This window comes from Halorientalis regularis (assembly GCF_023698535.1).
Lineage (GTDB): Archaea > Halobacteriota > Halobacteria > Halobacteriales > Haloarculaceae > Halorientalis > Halorientalis regularis.
The window spans coordinates 1-16,676 of record NZ_JALJCL010000020.1; the positions used below are offsets into that span (position 1 = coordinate 1).

Annotated in this window: 14 protein-coding genes and 1 pseudogene; 7 read left to right on the forward strand and 8 right to left on the reverse strand. The window is 67.8% G+C overall.

Annotation, left to right across the window (positions count from 1 at the left end):
- From MU521_RS19510 to MU521_RS19515, 3 genes and pseudogenes are all read right to left on the reverse strand, one after another.
- Positions 1–226 (reverse strand): annotated as a pseudogene (locus tag MU521_RS19510) (RNA-guided endonuclease TnpB family protein); the annotation flags it as partial.
- A gap of 372 nt (positions 227–598) precedes the next feature.
- On the reverse strand, positions 599–730 hold the full coding sequence (locus tag MU521_RS21535) for a hypothetical protein (protein WP_281187070.1): 132 nt from the start codon (positions 728–730) through the stop codon (positions 599–601).
- The gene (locus MU521_RS19515) at positions 723–2,486 is read right to left on the reverse strand and encodes a nitrite/sulfite reductase (RefSeq protein ID WP_092695186.1); all 1,764 of its coding nucleotides are present in this window, start codon (positions 2,484–2,486) and stop codon (positions 723–725) included. The genes MU521_RS21535 and MU521_RS19515 overlap by 8 nt, the downstream gene beginning before the upstream one ends.
- Positions 2,487–2,820: 334 nt before the next feature.
- Here MU521_RS19515 and MU521_RS19520 point away from each other — a divergent pair, with 334 nt between their 5' ends.
- The gene (locus MU521_RS19520; protein WP_092695184.1) at positions 2,821–3,117 is read left to right on the forward strand and encodes a hypothetical protein; all 297 of its coding nucleotides are present in this window, start codon (positions 2,821–2,823) and stop codon (positions 3,115–3,117) included.
- Here the strand turns inward: MU521_RS19520 and mobA are convergent.
- Genes mobA through nasA form a run of 4 tightly spaced genes read right to left on the reverse strand, consistent with a single transcriptional unit; the run spans position 3,114 to position 7,412 of the window.
- Entirely contained in the window at positions 3,114–3,731 is a 618-nt protein-coding gene (gene mobA / locus MU521_RS19525) for a molybdenum cofactor guanylyltransferase (protein ID WP_092695182.1), read from the reverse strand. The genes MU521_RS19520 and mobA overlap by 4 nt on opposite strands.
- Before the next feature lie 2 nt (positions 3,732–3,733).
- Positions 3,734–3,877 carry a hypothetical protein gene (locus tag MU521_RS19530; protein WP_175452945.1) on the reverse strand — a complete coding sequence of 48 codons (144 nt, stop codon included), beginning with the start codon at positions 3,875–3,877 and terminating at the stop codon, positions 3,734–3,736.
- Positions 3,877–5,214 carry an MFS transporter gene (locus tag MU521_RS19535; protein WP_092695180.1) on the reverse strand — a complete coding sequence of 446 codons (1,338 nt, stop codon included), beginning with the start codon at positions 5,212–5,214 and terminating at the stop codon, positions 3,877–3,879. The genes MU521_RS19530 and MU521_RS19535 overlap by 1 nt, the downstream gene beginning before the upstream one ends.
- A complete protein-coding gene (gene nasA / locus MU521_RS19540; protein ID WP_092695178.1) occupies positions 5,211–7,412 on the reverse strand; it encodes an assimilatory nitrate reductase NasA in 2,202 nt (733 codons plus the stop codon). Before nasA ends, MU521_RS19535 begins: the two co-directional genes overlap by 4 nt.
- Before the next feature lie 354 nt (positions 7,413–7,766).
- On the opposite strand from nasA, the gene hemL reads away from it, so the two are divergent.
- From hemL to MU521_RS19560, 4 genes are all read left to right on the forward strand, one after another.
- Positions 7,767–9,107: a glutamate-1-semialdehyde 2,1-aminomutase gene (hemL, locus tag MU521_RS19545; RefSeq protein WP_092695176.1), complete on the forward strand. Its 1,341-nt coding sequence runs from the start codon at positions 7,767–7,769 to the stop codon at positions 9,105–9,107.
- A gap of 49 nt (positions 9,108–9,156) precedes the next feature.
- A complete protein-coding gene (locus MU521_RS19550) occupies positions 9,157–9,954 on the forward strand; it encodes an HVO_0234 family beta-propeller protein (protein WP_092695174.1) in 798 nt (265 codons plus the stop codon).
- 46 nt (positions 9,955–10,000) lie between these two features.
- Complete coding sequence (locus MU521_RS19555; protein ID WP_092695172.1) at positions 10,001–10,849, forward strand: ribose-phosphate diphosphokinase; 849 nt, start codon at positions 10,001–10,003, stop codon at positions 10,847–10,849.
- 62 nt (positions 10,850–10,911) lie between these two features.
- Positions 10,912–12,330, forward strand: coding sequence for a PAS domain-containing sensor histidine kinase (locus tag MU521_RS19560; protein WP_092695170.1), 1,419 nt, complete (start codon positions 10,912–10,914; stop codon positions 12,328–12,330).
- Positions 12,331–12,549: 219 nt separating this feature from the next.
- Here MU521_RS19560 and ileS read toward each other — a convergent pair whose 3' ends face one another.
- Entirely contained in the window at positions 12,550–15,753 is a 3,204-nt protein-coding gene (gene ileS / locus MU521_RS19565) for an isoleucine--tRNA ligase (RefSeq protein WP_092695167.1), read from the reverse strand.
- 102 nt (positions 15,754–15,855) lie between these two features.
- Between ileS and MU521_RS19570 the strand changes: the two genes are divergently transcribed.
- Positions 15,856–16,386 carry a type IV pilin domain-containing protein gene (locus MU521_RS19570; RefSeq protein WP_092695165.1) on the forward strand — a complete coding sequence of 177 codons (531 nt, stop codon included), beginning with the start codon at positions 15,856–15,858 and terminating at the stop codon, positions 16,384–16,386.
- 45 nt (positions 16,387–16,431) lie between these two features.
- Complete coding sequence (locus MU521_RS21900; protein ID WP_394327232.1) at positions 16,432–16,605, forward strand: hypothetical protein; 174 nt, start codon at positions 16,432–16,434, stop codon at positions 16,603–16,605.
- Positions 16,606–16,676 lie beyond the last annotated feature (71 nt).

Below are 16,676 nucleotides of genomic sequence, written 5' to 3' on the forward strand. Positions count from 1 at the left end.
GAGCGGCTTGCACCAGTCCACCGTTGAAGCCGTCCGTGGCTTCTCGCACATCGTCGTAGGTCTCGTCATCCAGCGTGGTCTTGCTGGTGGTGACGTACTCGCCTTGGAAAGCGTGGTCTACGACGTATTGAGCGCACCAGAGGAAGGTGTCTACGGTGTCTTCGAGGAGTGCGGCGTCGTCACTGTCTACATCGAGCGCAACGGGGACAGTACGCCGCACCTCCATATCTTATATGTAGGACGGGTAATTCTTAAACATTTGGGAGTCGGCCTGCTACTGGAGCGTGGTTTGATTCCCAGTTGTTGGCTTCATCCCACGGGTAAAGCCGTGGGTTTTCGCCTCGTGTTTTCTATAACCTGCTCGGGCTCGACGCCCTGTGCTGGGTCGTCGACTGTGGCGTGGGGTCGCTGGGACGGTCCGGCTGCTCACACTCACGCCCGGTCGCTTGGTCTTGTCGCCGAGCCTGCCGAGAGCGGTCGCGTTGTCCGTCGGGACGAGGCGGGGCTCGCCGCCAGCGACCGCTGATCGGTATCGACACGGCCGCGGCTGTCGGGACCGGCGGCGCGGAAAAGTGAGGTGAGCGAAACCCGGCGGTCGTTACTCGCCCGACACGGCCGGGAGCAGTTCCGGCGCGGCGTCGGCGGGTGCCGACGCAGCATCCTCGGCCGTGGCGGCGGATGCCGATGCGGTCCGTCGTCGGTCCTCGCGAGCGGGTGAGTCCTCAGTCATCGGCCGAGAGGGGCGTTCCGTCGGGCGCGGTCGGCGCGGGACTCTCGCCGTCGTCGAAGGGGTACCACGACTGTTTCGCGTCGTGTAGCCAGGGGTCCTCGTAACTGGTCTCCTCGGGTTCGGCCAGCGTGACGAGGTTCTCCTGGCCGGTGGCGTCGACCCACTCGCGGAAGGTCTGGCCCTCCTCGCGGAGCGCGGCGTAGGCCTCGACGAGGTTCTTGATCAGGCCTGGCACCTCGTCGGCGGGCACGCGCTGGCGCACCCAGTCGACGAAACTGGGTTCCTCGCCGACGCCGCCGCCGACGCCCACGTCCATGGCCTCGACCATCTCGCCGTCCTTGCGGGCGCGCATCCCCTGGAGCCCGATGTCGGCGGTCATGGCCTGCCCGCAGTCGGCCGTGCAGCCCGAGTAGTGAATCTTGAGCCGGTCCACGTCGTCGGGCAGCTCGACGTTGTCACGGAGCCAGCGGAGCATCCGGGCGGTCCGGCCTTTCGTCTCGGTGAGCGCGATGGAGCAGAACTCCGTCCCGGTACAGGCCATCGCCCCCTGGACGAAGGGGTTCGGTTCGGGCGTGTGCGTGTCGAGCAACGGCTCGGCGAGCAGGTCGTCTAGGTCCTCGTCGGGCACGTCCATGATCAGCGGATTCTGCCGGCGGGTGAGCCGGACTTCACCGCTGCCGTACTCGTCGGCGAGGTCGGCCAGCTCGATGGCTTCCTCGGCGGGGAGCCGCCCGACGGCGACCGACAGGCCGACGTAGTTCGTGCCGTCTTTCTGGTCGTAGACGCCGACGTGGTCGTGGGCCCCGCGCTCGGCGGGTTTGCCGGCGTTGTAGGTGTAGTCGCCGCGGAAGTCCGTGCCCGCGCGTTCGAGGTCGAAGTCCAGGCGCTCGGCCATCGCCTCGCGGATGTCCTCGGTCCCCCACTCGTCGACGAAGAAGCGCGCACGATTCTTCTGGCGGTTCTCGCGGTTGCCCTCCTCGTGGTAGAGTTCGACGAACGTCCGGACGGTCTCCTTGGCGTGTTCCGGCCGGACGAAGATGTCCAGCGGACGCGCCGGGCGGGGCTCGCGGCCGCCGAGCCCGCCGCCAACGCGGACGTTGAACCCCGTGACCTCCTCTCCGTCGATCAGCTTGTGGGCCGGTTCCAGCCCCACGTCGTTGATGGAGTCCTGGGCGCATCCCTGCCGACAGCCCGACACGGAGATGTTGAACTTCCGCGGCATGTTCGAGAGGGCGTCGTCGCCCCGGATGTCGTCCTGAATTTCGTCGAGCAGTTCGCGACTCTCGACGTACTCCTCGGCCTTGCCGGCGACCGGACAGCCCGAGATGTTGCGCATAGTGTCGCCGCCCGAGGAGCGGCTGGAGACGCCGACGGCTTCCAGTTTCTCCCAGATCTCGGGTACGTCCTCCAGTTTGATCCAGTGGAGCTGGATCGACTGGCGGGTCGTGAAGTCGATCCACCCGTTCCCGAACTCGGGGTTGTCGACGGGCCCTTTCGCGTAGTCGCGGGCGACCTCACCGATGGCCCGCAACTGCCCGGGTTCGAGGACCCCGCCGCAGTTGGTCAGTCGCATCATGAAGTAACTCTCCTGGCCCGACCGCTGGTGGAAGATGCCCCAGAACTTGAAGCGCGTGAACCACGCCTCGCGTTCGTCCTCGGGAATCGAATCCCACCCCTTCTCGGCGAACTCGAGGAGTTTCTCCCGTACCTCGTCGCCGTACAGCTCGTCTTTGATTCCTTCTTTCTTGTGTGGCATGGTCGATTAGTGAATTACGTGTACGTCACGGTTTCTCTTGAATACCGAAACGAACTTCCAGCCGTTTACGTCATGATGATTCGGTTTTGTCCGTATAACACTAATCGTTGAACATATACAGAAGTGAGGTGTTCGCCGGGACGATCGTCTACTTTATCATGACGGTAAGTGTGTTTAAGGACGTAAAGCGTGCAGAATCGAAGGATCTTGCTGGACGAACAGTCGGTTATCTCGGCTAGCGGTTGCTTGTCGAGGCGTCGTGCCGGAATCGGAGGCGCGCGCGAGCGGCGGGGCTAGGGGAGCGTTTTTGTCCCGGGGCCGTGAGGCCACGGCCATGACCGACGACCGGGACCCGGAGAAGACACTGGAGGACTGGAAGGCGGAGATGCAGGCCGAACACGAGGCCCAGATCGCCGAGCCCGACCCGGACGCGGACCACCGGATCGAAGGTGTCACGCAGGTCAGCTATCGGGTGTACTTCGAGTACGACGCCCAGTCGGACACGCTGGAACGAGAGCGGCGCGAACAGGTCGACGACCTCGCGGACCCGGAGTTGCTCTCCTGTGCCTGTGGCGTGCGCGGGATGACGCGCGAGGAAGCCCGCGAACACGTCGCGGCGGCGACCGACTAGACCGGATCGCCGGCGGCGTCGGATCGGTCGGCCGCACGTTCGAGGTCGAGGAACGCGTCCTCGTGGGCGTACTCGCGGACGGTCGGTTCGGGGACGACGACGGGGTCGAGCGCGTCGGCGACCGTCTGCAGGGACGCGCCGTCGCGGTCGACGACCGACTGGCAGGCGTCCCGGCCGCGGTCGACGTGGTAGACGCCACAGTGGGGCTGGACACGGCCGTCGACGCGAGGGAAGACGGCGTCGATCCGCTCGACCCGCGCCCGGTTGTGGAGATACGACAGCAGCGTCGGATCCACGAAGGGCAGGGCACACGCGCAGACGACGGCGTACTCGGCGGCCGCCACGCGCAATCCGGTCCGGAGGCTGTATGCCGGCCCGCGGTCGGGGACGGGATCGACGGCGAACCGCAGGTCGTCGTCGGCGTCGTCGAGGACGCGCTCGACGGCCGGTCGCTGGTCGCGCCGGCAGTTGACGACGACGGCGTCCGCGACGGTTGCGAGACGGTCGGCGACGCGACGGACCGCCGGTGTCCCGTCGACGGTCGCGAGGGCGGTCCCGTCCTCGAACCGGGTCGAGCGACCGCCGGCGAGGACGACACCGGCAGTCCGACTCATCCTCAGGCGAGGAAGCCCGCCTGGCCCTGGAACGCCAGGTACAGCGAGAACATGGTCACCAGAATCGCGATGACCATCTCCAGGTACAGCACGGCCTTCCCGTACTTGTACCAGTCACCAGCGGGTTCGCCTTCGTGTGCTCCCATCAGTCGTCACCTCCTGGAGTGGGTTCGGTGGTGCCGAGCCAGCGCGACTCCGAGCCGATGCCGTGTTCGCGGGGGTCGTCGTCGTACCGCATCGCCCACACGAAGAAGGCGATAAATGGCAGGAAGAACACGACGGCGACCACCGCGTAGCCCGTGTGGATGTTGGGCAGGTAGCCGTAGACGATGGGGTAGACGATCCCACCGGCCGTGGAGATCCCGCCGATGAAGCCCGAGGCCGTCCCGGGACGGTCCTTGAAGATGACGGGCACGATGGCGAACACGCCGCCGGTCCCGAAGCTCACGGTGATCCCGAAGACGGCCAGGATCACCACGGAGGCGGGCAGGATGCCCGCCAGCCCGATGAGCGTCAGGCCGATCATGGTCATCGTGATGAGGATCAGCGCGGTCATCAGCCAGTGGACCCGCGGCGAGTACTCCTGCTGATCGGAGATCACGGGGTAGGGGGTCCACCCCTTGCGCTGCCAGAGGTCGGACATGTAGCCCGAGAACGGTCTGAACAGGCTGGCGTTGAACGACTGGACGGCCGCGAAGGTCCCGGCGGCGGTCTGGATGGCTTCCGTGCTGTCGAAGCCGAGGTTCGCGATGGCGCTCCCGAAGCCCTCCGCGTAGTAGCCCGGAAGCCACGCGTTCATCGCGATCTCCAGGCCGAACGACATCGCGTAGGCCAGCATCAGCGCGATGGCGCTCCAGCGCGTCCAGACGAACATCGTGTCCTTGAATCCGGAGTTGTCCTTGGCGGCCTGGGCTTTCGCCCGGTTTTTCGCCGGCTCACCCCGCCACTTGTAGACGAACGCGATGAGCAGGGCGACGATCCCGAGGTGGACGAACGCGTCCGAGAAGTTCGTCCCGTAGATGCGGGGGAGCAACAGGGCCCCCACCCCGGCCCCGACGTTGCCGGTGCCGGCGTACAGCCCCTCCGCGGTGCCCATCTCGTGGTCCTCGAACCACTGGGCGACGTGCTGGATGCCGACGACGAAGCTGATCCCCGCCGAGGCGACGATCATCCGCTCGACGAACAGCACCTCGAACGACCCGACGAGCGAGGGCATCCCCGAGAGGATGCTCACCGCGCCCGAGTAGGTCAGGATGATCGCGAAGACGTTGTGCGCGCCGAGGCGGTCGGCCGCCCACCCCGCCAGCACGCGGCCGGGTGGCGCGAGCCAGATCGCAGAGCTGGCAAGCAGTGCCAGTTGCTCGGTCGAGAGGCTGTAAAACGCCGCGATACTCGGACTGAACGCTGCCGTCGAGAACCACATCAGGAACGCCCAGAAGAAGGCGACCGTGGCGATCACGAGTTGCTCTATCTTGTTCGTCATCGTGGCTCACCTCCGTCGGTGAGTTCGACCGGTTCGGGATCGGTCGCGCCCTCGCCGTCTCGCGGCTCGTCGCCGCTCGACCCGTCCACGGAACTCCGTTCCGCGCTCTCGTACGTCGCGAGCGACGGGTCCGCGACGACCCGGACCGCACACTGTTTGAGGTTCGGTTCGTCCGACCGGGGGTCCGTCGCCGGCACCGTCAGATCGTTGGTCGCCGGGTGGTGGATCGGGAGCCACACCAGCCCCTCCGGGACGGCCGGATCCGGATCGACCTGTGCAGTGATCGCGCCCCGCCTGGTCTCGAGCCGAGCGGTCGGCTCGCCGTCGAATTCCGCGGGGTCGGCGAGTTCGCTCGCGACCGTCTCGGGATTGATCCGGGCCGTGACCGGCCCCAAGTCGTCGACCGACCGGGATCGGACGGCCGTGTTGTACCCGTCGGCCTCGCGAGCGGTCGTCAGCGTGAGAGGGTAGTCCTCGTCGGTCGGCTCCGGGAGCGGATCGGGGTCGGGCGGGTCCGAGAAGTTCGCCGTCCCCTCGGGGGTGGCGAACTGCCAGTCGTCCCCGTCGTCGGTGGACTCGTGGTATCGGTAGCCGCCCTCGGCGTCGGGTTCGGGAGCCGGCCAGCGGACGCCGAGTTCGTGGTCAAGCCGTTCGTAGGCGATACCCGAACAGTCCGCCTCGGTGCCCTCGGTCAGGGCGGCGAACTCGTCGAACATCGCGGACGGGTCGACCGGCGGTTCGGGCAAGAGGCCAGGGACCACCTCGTCGGCGATGGCCGCGATGATGTCGATGTCCTGCTGGACCGTCGGCGGCGTGTCCGAGGCCGGGCGGACCCGCGAGACCGTCCGTTCCATGTTCATCACGGTCCCCTCGGACTCGCCCCAGGTCGCGGCCGGCAGGACCACGTCGGCGAGTTCGGTCGTCTCGGTCCGGAAACTGTCCTGCACGACGAGGAAGGTGTCGTCCAGTTTCTCCGCGACCGCCGTCGCATCGGGCATCCCGGCGACGGGGTTGGTCGCGACGGCGTAGACCGCCTCGACGGGACCGTCGTCGATGGCGTCCATCGTCCCCACCGGACCCGGACCCACGTCGTCGGGCAGTCGGCCGACGGGGACGCCCCACTCGTCGGCGATTTCCGACCTGTGGATCGGGTCGTCGAATGGCCGCTGGCCGGGCCAGGACCCCTTGCAGGAGACGACGCGGGTCCCCATCGAGTTCGCCTGCCCGGTCAGCGAGAACGGGCCGCTCCCGGGCTTTAGATTACCCGACGCGAGACACAGGTCGATCAGCGCCCGTGCGGCGTCGGTGCCCCGGACGCTCTGGTTGATCCCCATGCCCCAGTAGATCAGCGTCCGGTCCTCGAAGGCCGCGGCCAGGTCCGCGACGGTTTCGGGCGTGACGCCCGCGTCGGCGGCCGCCGTCGCCGGATCGGGGAGGTCCGCGACCAGATCGTCGAACCCGTCGGTCGCTTCGTCGACGAACTCGCGGTCGACCGTGCCGCGGTCGACGATCTCGGCCAGCACCGCCCGGGCCAGCGCGAGGTCTTCGCCGGGGTCGAGCTGGACGTGTTCGTCGGCCGTCGTCGCCGTGTCGGTCTCGACGGGATCGACGACGATCATCCGGCTGTCGTCCTCGCCGGCGCTCTCGCGAATCCACCGGAACATGACGGGGTGGGCGATGGCCGGATTGGCCCCCCAGACGACGTGGGTCTCGGCGTCGGGGATGTCGTCGTAGGTCGTCGGCGGCGCGTCGCTGCCGAACGCCTCGTAGTAGGCCGTGACGGCGCTGGCCATACACAGCGTCGTGTTGGCGTCGTAGTATCGGGTCCCGAAGCCGCCGCGGGCCAACTTGCCCAGCGCGTAGGCCGCCTCGTTGGTCTGTTGCCCGCTACCCAGCACTGCCACGGCGTCGCGGTCCCGGCGCAGCGCCGCGTCGAACCGCTCGGCGACGCGTTCCAGCGCGTCGGGCCACGAGGTCTCGACGAGTTCCCCGCCCTTGCGGACCAGCGGCTTCGAGAGCCACTGCCCGTCGGGATCGGCGCTCTCCTCGATGCCGCGCTGGCAGGCCAGCCCCCGGTTGACCGGGTGCTGTCCGTCGCCACGCACCACGTCGACCCCGTACCCCTCGTCGACCCCGAGCTGTTTGTGCCCACAGCCGACGGCACACCGCATACACGTGGTCGGTACCCACTCGCTCATGCGTCGTAATCGTCGAAAGCGAGCCACTCACGTGACAGAAGTGGACGTTTGTTTCTTCTATCACCAACACCCTGATTGTTCGTCGTCATTTCTTGTCGTTTACTACCTCTGTTTCCGCCGGTAAAACGCTGGCTAAAACAAAGCTGCAATTTTGCGCTCGAAACGTGGACAGTCGGCTGGTTTGCAATAGAATATAGTCTGTTTAAGGACATAATTCCCCGGTTTGGCGGACGAGTATTCGACGTGCGTTCAGCCGATTCGGGTGGTCGTGGTGGGGGTTCGGTACCGGTCGTGCGCGCCCGCGCTCCGGGCGAGTGAGTCAGGTCTTTGGTGTGGGCGGGCCAAGGACGAGCCATGACCCACGAGCAGTCGCGCGATCTGTACGACCGGGCGCTGTCGGTGTTGCCCGGCGGCGTCAACTCCGCGGTGCGGGCGGCCATCGAGCCCTACCCACCCTTCGTCGAGCGGGGCGACGACGGCCACGTCATCGACGCCGACGGGAACCGCTACATCGACTGGGTGATGGGCCTGGGCCCGCTGCTGTACGGCCACGACACGCCCCAGCCCGTGGAAGCGGCCATCCAGTCCCACGCCAGTGAGGGCCCGATGTACGGGATGCCCACCGAAATCGAGGTCGAACACGCCGAGTTCGTCGCCCGGCACGTCCCCTCGGTCGAGATGCTCCGCTTCGTCAACTCCGGCACCGAAGCCACCGTCTCGGCCTGCCGCCTCGCCCGCGCCCACACGGGCCGTGACAAGATCGTCGTGATGCAGGGCGGCTACCACGGCGCACAGGAGACCACCCTCGTCGAGGGCGAGTACGACGACACTCGCCCGTCCAGCCCCGGCATCCCCCAGTCCTTTGCCGACGAGACGCTGGCCATCCCGTTCAACGACGAGGAAGCGGCCCACCGCGTCTTCGAGGACTACGGCGACGAGATCGCGGGCGTCCTCGTCGAGCCGATCCTCGCCAACTACGGCATCGTCCGCCCCGTCGACGGCTACCACGAGACCCTCCGGGACCTGACCGACGAGCACGACTCCCTGTTGATCTTCGACGAGGTCATCACCGGCTTCCGGGTCGGCGGCCTCCAGTGCGCCCAGGGGAAGTTCGGCATCGAACCCGACCTGACGACGTTCGGCAAGCTCATCGGCGGCGGCTTCCCCGTCGGTGCCATCGGCGGCCCCGCCCGGCTCATGGAGCAGTTCACCCCCTCGGGCGACGTGTTCCAGGCCGGCACCTTCTCGGGCCACCCGGTCACGATGGCCGCCGGCCTCGAGTCGCTCCGCTACGCCGCCGAACACGACGTCCACGACCACATCCACGACCTCGGCGAGCAGCTACGGCACGGCCTCGCCGAGATCGTCGAAGAGCAGGCCCCGTCCTACACCGTCACCGGCACCGACGGGATGTTCAAACTCGTGTTCACCCGCGGCGCCCCCGACAGTTTCGAGGACCACTGCGAGGGCGGCTGCGCACAGCGCGAGGACTGCCCGCGCTACGACCACTGCCCGAAGACCGGCGCGGACGTGGCCGCCGGCGAGACCGACCGCTGGCGGCGGGTGTTCTGGCCCAAGATGAAAGACGAGGGCGTGTTCCTCTCCCAGAACCAGTTCGAGTCCCAGTTCGTCACGTACGCCCACACCGACGAGGACGTCGAGACCACGCTGGAGGCGTACAAGGAAGCGTTGTAGTCCCAGTCGAGCCGGTAGCCTTTCGACCGGGGCGGTTCGAGGGTTGGACATGAGCGACGCGGACATCAGTCTCGACGAGAAGCGGGTCTACGGCGAGAAGACCGGGACGACGGAGCTGTACGTCGCCGCCGACCTCGGCGTGGCCGTCGTCGCCGTCTCGGCGGACATCGTCGGCGAGTTCTCGCTGGCCCACCGCTGTACCGCCCGGGACGTGGCGGCCGGCCCCGACTCACTGGCCGTCGCCACCGACGAGGACGTACTGGAGAGCGCCGACGGCGGCTACGAGCCGACCGACTTCGGCCCCGCCGTGGCGGTCGGCTTCGACGGCGACGACCTGCTGGCGGCCGGTCCCGACGGCGCGGTCGCCCGCCGGGAGCGCGGTGGCGACTGGACCACACTCGGCACGGTCGAGGACGTGCGCGCCATCGACGGGGACCTGCTGGCCACCGCAGGGGGCGTCTACCGCGTCGGCGACGGCCTCGACCACGTCGGCCTCGCCGACGCCCGGGACGTGGCGACCGGCGGAACACCCCTGGCCGCGACCGACGGCGGGCTCTACTACCTCGGCCCGGGCTGGGCGAAGGGGATCGAGGGCGAGTTCACCGCAGTCGCCAGCAGTCCCGAGCGGGGCCACGCCGCGACCGCCGACGCGCTCTACGAGGGCGACGGCGAGGACTGGCACGAGTGCGAGGTGCCGACCGACGAATCGGTCGTGGGGGTGACCCACGGCACGGGGACCTACGCCGTCACGGACCAGGGGACCGCCCTCGTGAACGCCGGCGACGGCTGGCGCTCCCGGGCGCTCGGCCTGCCGGGCGTCTCGGCGGTCGCGGTCGCACCGGAGTGAGTGCGGAAGCGAAACACCGTTTAGCCACCGCGGCGAGGGCTCGCATATGATCGTCAGTGGGTCCAGTTCTCAGTCGCTGTCCGCGGCGCTGGCCGCGGCGACCGACGCGGACCTCGCGCCCGTCTCCTTCGAGCGGTTCCCCGACGGGGAACTCATGGCACAGGTCCCGTACTTCAATGCGGACGAGGCCGTAATCGTCGCCTCGACCGACTCCAGTGACGCGCACGTCGAGTTGCTCCAGTTGCAAGACGCCGTCCACGAGGCCGGGGCCGATCACGTCACGACCGTCATCCCATACATGGGCTACGCCCGCCAAGACGCGGCCTTCGAGCCGGGCCAGCCAGTCTCCGCCCGCGCGATGGCCCGCGCGCTGAGTCCCGGCACCGACCGCGTGCTGACCATCAACCCCCACGAGCCCGCGGTCACCGACCACTTCGACGTGCCGGCCGAAACCGTCGACGCCGCTGCACAGTTGGCCGACCCGCTCCCCGCGGACCTCACCGAACCCGTCTTCCTCTCGCCCGACGAGGGGGCCGTCGACATCGCCGAGACGGTACAGACCGCCTACGGTCGCGGCCACGTCGACTACTTCGAGAAGACCCGGCTCTCGGGCTCGGAGGTGGAGATCGAGCCCCGCGACGCCGACGTCGACGGTCGGGACGTGGTGCTGACCGACGACATCGTCGCCACCGGGTCGACGATGGCCGAATCGGTCGCCGCGCTGGACGACATGGGTGCCGCCCGGGTGTACGTCACCTGCGTCCACCCGATGCTGGCCGCCGACGCGACGACGAAACTCGCCCGCGCCGGCGTCGAGGCCATCTACGGCACCGACACGCTGGAACGGGCCGCGAGTACCGTCAGCGCCGCGCCCGCCATCGCCGACGCGCTCTGAGGGGCGTCCACCCCACACACCTCCAATTTTAAGCCATGTCAGCCTGACCCACAGGTAGGAGTGTGACTGGACTGGATGCTGTCGACGGCGCGTCCCCCTGGCAACAGCGACTGCTGACCCGCGATCTCGTGGCCGTCTGCCTCGTCCAGGACGGGACCGTCGTCCACGCGAACGAGAGCCTGAGTGATCTGCTCGGCGTTTCGGCAGCCGACCTGTCCGGGGAGCCGTTCCTGTCGTTCGTCGCCGACGCGGATCGGGCGACCGTCGAGACGGCACTCGCGGCGGGCCGTACGACATCCGACGAGCGGCGGGAGGCTACCTGTACCGTGGTCGGTGCCGACGGCAGCGAACGCGCGGTCGAGATCCGCGGCACGACGGTCGAGTACGAAGGGGACCCGGCAGTGATGTCGGTCGTCCTCGAACGGGACGACCGCCGGACGGACGCGGCGAGCCTCTACCGAGCGATCGTCGAGAACAGCCGCGACATCGCCTACGTGTACGGACCGGACGGCCGCACCGAACTCGTCAACCAGCGCGTCACCGAGTTCACCGGCATCCCGGTCGCGGCACTGGAAGGGACCTACCTCCTCGATTTCGCGTCGGTCGTCGACGCCGAGACGTTCGCCCGCTACGCCGACGCGGTCGAGGGCATCCTCACCGGCGACCGCACGGATACAGCCGTCGAGATTGAGTCCGAGATCGGCCCCCGGACCGTCACCGGCGAACACAGACTCACGCCCCTGAAACGCGACGGGCAGGTCGAGGGCGTCGTCGGCATCGCCCGCGACGTGACCACGCGCAAGGAACGGGAACGCCAGCTCTCGGAGCTCAAGCAGGTCCTGACCAGAGTGATGCGGCACAACCTCCGCAACGATATCAACGTCATCCGGGCCTGTGCCGAGTTGCTCGCGGACTCGGCCGACGACGAGGTCCGCGATCTGGCCGAGCAGATCGTCGAGAAGTGCGATTCGCTCACCGACACCAGCCAGAAGGCGACCCGCATCGAGCGGGCCATCCTGCGCAACGGCGACGTGGCCGAAACCGACGTGGGCGACCTCGTCTCCGAGATCGCCGCCCGTACCGACCGAAACCACCCAGCGGCGACCGTCGAGCGGACCGGCCCCGAGTCCGTCACGGCCCAGGCCCACGACGATATCGACCTGGCCATCGAGAACCTCGTCGAGAACGCCGTCAAGCACAACGACAGCTCCGACCCGTGGGTCGGGATCGACGTCGAGCGGGACGACAAGACGGTCACGATCCGCGTGGCCGACGACGGCCCCGGCATCTCCCCCGAAGAAGTCGCCATCCTCGAACGGCGGGAGGAGACCGCGCTCGAACACGGCAGCGGGGCCGGCCTGTGGCTCGCGGCGACCGTCGCCAACGCCTCCGGCGGCGGCATCACCGTCGACCGGACAGACCGGGGTACCGAAGCCCTCCTCCGACTCCCTGCCCCCGACGAGGCTCCTGAGCGGCCCTAGTCCGACCTCCCAGCTTTTTCGTTGGGGTCGCTCTCGCTGGTCGCGACCCGCGCCTCGAAAAACGTGGTTCCCGCGAACGGAGTGAGCGGGAGTCCACGAAAACCGGAGGTTTTCGGTATGCCACGAGAGCTCCGCTCTCGTGAGCACTCGAAAGAGGCGCAGCGGCTTTCGGTGGCGAAAAAGCCGGTCGCTCCCGCTGGTCGCGACCGGGACGACAGGCTAGTCCGACGCTTCCGCCGCCGCCACCGCTTCCACTGCGATCTCCATCTCGACACCTTCGACCTCCCACTCCTTGCGGTGGCCGTCCTCGACCGGCCCGAACTCGTCGGCACGGACCTCGTCGGCGATCAGGGCCTCGTGGTCACGCACGAGGTCGGCCACGCGGTCGTCGTCGATGTCGAGGTCGACGCGGATGCGCTCCTCCAGATCGAGGTCGAGGTCCTTGCGCATCTCCTGAACCCGGCGGATCACCTCGCGAGCGTACCCCTCGCTCTCGATGTCTTCGGTCAGGCCGGCGTCGATGTAGACGACGCCCAGTTCGTCACCGTCCACGTCGAAGGCCACACCCGTCACGTCGTCGGGCGTCTGCGTGACGAACTCGACCATCTCCTCGGTCAGATCGACGGCTTCGCCGAGGGTGTCTTCCACGGCCGCTTCGAGGGTCTCGACGGTCGGCTCGTCGACGCTGGCCTCGTTCATGGCGTTCATGACGCGGCCGGCGTCGTCGCCGAACTCCGGCCCCAGCAGGCTCATGTCGGCCTCGGCGGCGTAGGACAGCTCGCCCCAGCTCTCGCCGGGCTCGATCAGTTCGAGGTCGCGGGCGTTGAGCCGCTCGGTCAGCAGGGCGCGCTGGCTCTCGACGGCGGCGGCGGTCTCGTCGTCGTCGGCCGCGACGACGACCCGCGTGATCGGCCAGCGGAGGCTCCGCTCGGCCTGCTGGCGAGCGTTCGAGCCCGCCTCCTCGACGGCCCGGGCGACTTCGACTTCGCCCTCCAGGTCGGGGTCGTGCCAGAACTCGTCGGGTTCGGGCCAGTCGCACATGTGGACGGTGTCGTGGCCCGCCTCGCCCGTGAGGTTGCCGTAGATCTCCTCGGCGACGAAGGGGGCGAAGGGTGCGATCAGCGCGACGGTCTCTTCGAGGACCCGATACAGCGTGGCGTAGGCGGCCTCCTTGGACGCGCTGTCGCCCTCGTCCCACATTCGCTCGCGGACGACCTGCACGTAGAACCGGGACACGTCCTCGACGACGAACGAGAGCAGTTCGTCGAGGGCCTTGTCCTGCTCGAAGTCCGCGAAGTGCTCGGTCATCGTCTCCTCCACGGACTGAAGCCGCGAGAGCACCCACTCGTCGACGAGCTCGGTCTCGGCGTCTTCGAGATCAACGTCAGCTGGATCGAACTCGTCCATCCGCATGTACGGCAGCGGGAACCGGAAGACGTTCCAGAGGATGTTAAGCCGGCGCTGCATCTCGGCCATCTCCTCCCAGGAGAACTTCATGTCGTCCTCCTGTGGCGTCTGAGAGAGCAGGAACAGGCGCATCGGGTCCCGGCCGTGGCGCTCGATGGCCTCGCCGGGTTCGACGATGTTGCCGATGGATTTCGACATCTTCCGGCCGTCCGAATCCAGCGCCCAGCCGTGCATCAGCACCTGGTCGTAGGGGACCTCGCCCAGCGCGGCGGTGCCCATCCCGAGCTGGGACCAGAACCAGCCCCGCGTCTGGTCGTGGGCCTCGATGATGAGGTCGGCCGGCCACAGTTCGTCGAACCGCTCGTCGTGCTCGGGGAAGTCGAGCGTCCCCCACGTCGCGACCGACGAATCGAGCCACACGTCGAACACGTCGCCGACGCGAGTGTAGGTGGTGCCGTCCTCGGTGATCGTCAGGTCGTCGACCGTGCCCTTGTGGAGGTCGACGGTCTCGGGGTCGATGTCCTGGTCGACCCGCTCGGCCAGTTCCTCGCGCGTGCCGACGACGATGGCGTCGGCCATCTCACCGCTCCACTCGTCGTCGGGCGTCCAGATCGGAATCGGGATGCCCCAGTAGCGCTGGCGGGAGACGTTCCAGTCCGGCGAGTCCGCCACGAAGTCCCGGAAACGGTTGTCCCGGGCGCTCTGGGGGAACCATTCGCTGTCCTCGATGTTGTCGAGCAGTTCGTCCTTGATGTCGGTGACCGTGATGAACCACTGGTCGGTGACGAGGCGAACGATGTCCGTGTCACACCGCCAGCACTGCCCCTCGCGGACGGAGTGACCCTGTTCGCTCGATAGCAGATGCCCGCCCGCGTCGAGGTCACCGATGATCTCGTCGTTGGCGTCCCGGACGAACTCGCCCGCGTACTCGCCAGCAGCGTCGGTGTAGACCCCGTCGTTGCCGACGGGACAGAAGATCTCCAGGTCGAGTTCCTGGCCGCGCTCGAAGTCCTCCTCACCGTGGCCGGGCGCGGAGTGGACCAGTCCCGTGCGGTCGGCCTCCACGTAGTCGGCGGTGTAGACCTGCCCGGAGCCCTCGGCCTGGGCGTGGTCGGGCACCTGCTCGGCGAGCGGGTGGTCGTACGTCCAGCCGACCATCTCCTCGCCGCCGAGTTCCTCGACGACCTCGTAGTCCTCGTAGCGGCCCGTCTTCAGCACGTCCTCGACGCAGGCCTTGGCGACGTACAGGCGCTCGGTCTCGCCGTCTTTGGTGGCGTCGACGCCGACGTAATCCAGGTCGCCGTCGACCGCGACGAAGGTGTTCGCGACGATGGTCCAGGGCGTCGTGGTCCAGATGACGAGGCTTCCATCCCGCTCGGCGAGAGGAAATTTCACGTAGATCGAGGGCTTGCCGACCTGGTGGTACTCGACCTCGTTGTTGGCGATGGCGGTTTCACACCGGGGGCACTGGTTGATCGAGCGTTTGCCCTGCTCGACCAGCCCGCGCTCGTGGACCTTCTCGAAGCCCCACCACGCGGCTTCCATGTACTCCGGGCGCACCGTCTTGTACGGGTCGTCCCAGTCCATCCAGACACCGAAGGACTTGAAATCCTCCTGCAGGCCGTCGAGTTGCTCCTCGGCGAACTGCTTGCACTCGTCGATGAAGTTCTGTTCGCCGAACTCCTCGATGTCTTTCTTGTTCTCGAAGCCGAGTTTCTCCTCGACTTTCGTCTCGATGGGGAGCCCGTGCATGTCGTAGCCCGGGCGGTCGGTCACGTCGTACCCCTGCATGCGGAGATAGCGGATGTAGCAGTCCTTGAGGGTCTTGTTCCAGGTCGTCCCCATGTGCGCCGACCCGGAGGTGTATGGCGGTCCGTCGACGAAGAAGTACGTCTCGCCGTCGGCCCGGTGTTGCTTGGTCTGTTCGTAGGCGTCGACCGCGTCCCAGTACTCGAAGACCTCGTCTTCGAGGTCGTGGGGCTCGTACTGGTCCTCGACCGGCTCGAACCTGCTCATGTGAGTCCAATTCGGTGCCGGGACTAAAGGCAAATCGGTCCCGCGTCACGATACCGCAAACCGAACCGGCCGTTTATTGGTGCCCAGCGGCAAGCAAGCGGCGTGTTCGGAGCCGAACGCGGACAGTCCGAAGTCCTCGGCGAAGTGTTGCTGGTCGGCGTGGCCGTCGTCGTCGCGGCCGTCCTGTCGCTGGGCGCGCTGGGATTCGGCGAGGAGGTCGACGACCCGGCGCCGACGGTCGCCGAGTCCAGCGGCGAACTCGTCGCCGACGACGGCCGCTTCGGCAACCAGCGCGTCAGGATCTACCACGAGGCGGGCGACCCCGTTCGGGTCGAGAACGTCGAGATCGCCGTCGACGCGTCCGACGCCTGCGGGAAGCGAGGACGGATCGTCAACCTCCCGACGAACACCATCGACGCGGACGAGAACGTCCGGGGTCCGGACATCTTCGACGGCCGTACCGGGCAGGCGAAGGGCGCGCTCGACGACGAGGTCTTCGCCGCCGGCGACGTGTTCGACTTCCGACTGACCAGCGGCACCTGCGAACTCGATCCCGGCGACCGGATCACAGTCCGGGTCGTCCACACCCCCTCGGGCGCGGTGATCGTCGAGGCGCGACTGACCGCGAACTGACCGCGAACCGTCATCGTGGAGTACGACCGGCCAGTAGCACCACCCGTGCCCGAGTTTCCCGACCCCGCGGACCGCCACGCGCTCGCCAACGACTGCCGGCGCTGTCCCGCACTCGTCGCGGGACGGGAGTGCATCTCGTGGGGCAACGAGCGCGTCGCCACCCTCGGCACCATGCTCGGCGTCATCGTCATGCTGTATCTGGACGTGTCGCTGGGCTGACCGTCCACCACCGGGACCGAAATCGACCGTCGATTCGGCCGATACAACTATTCTTGGGTTGTCCATAGTTT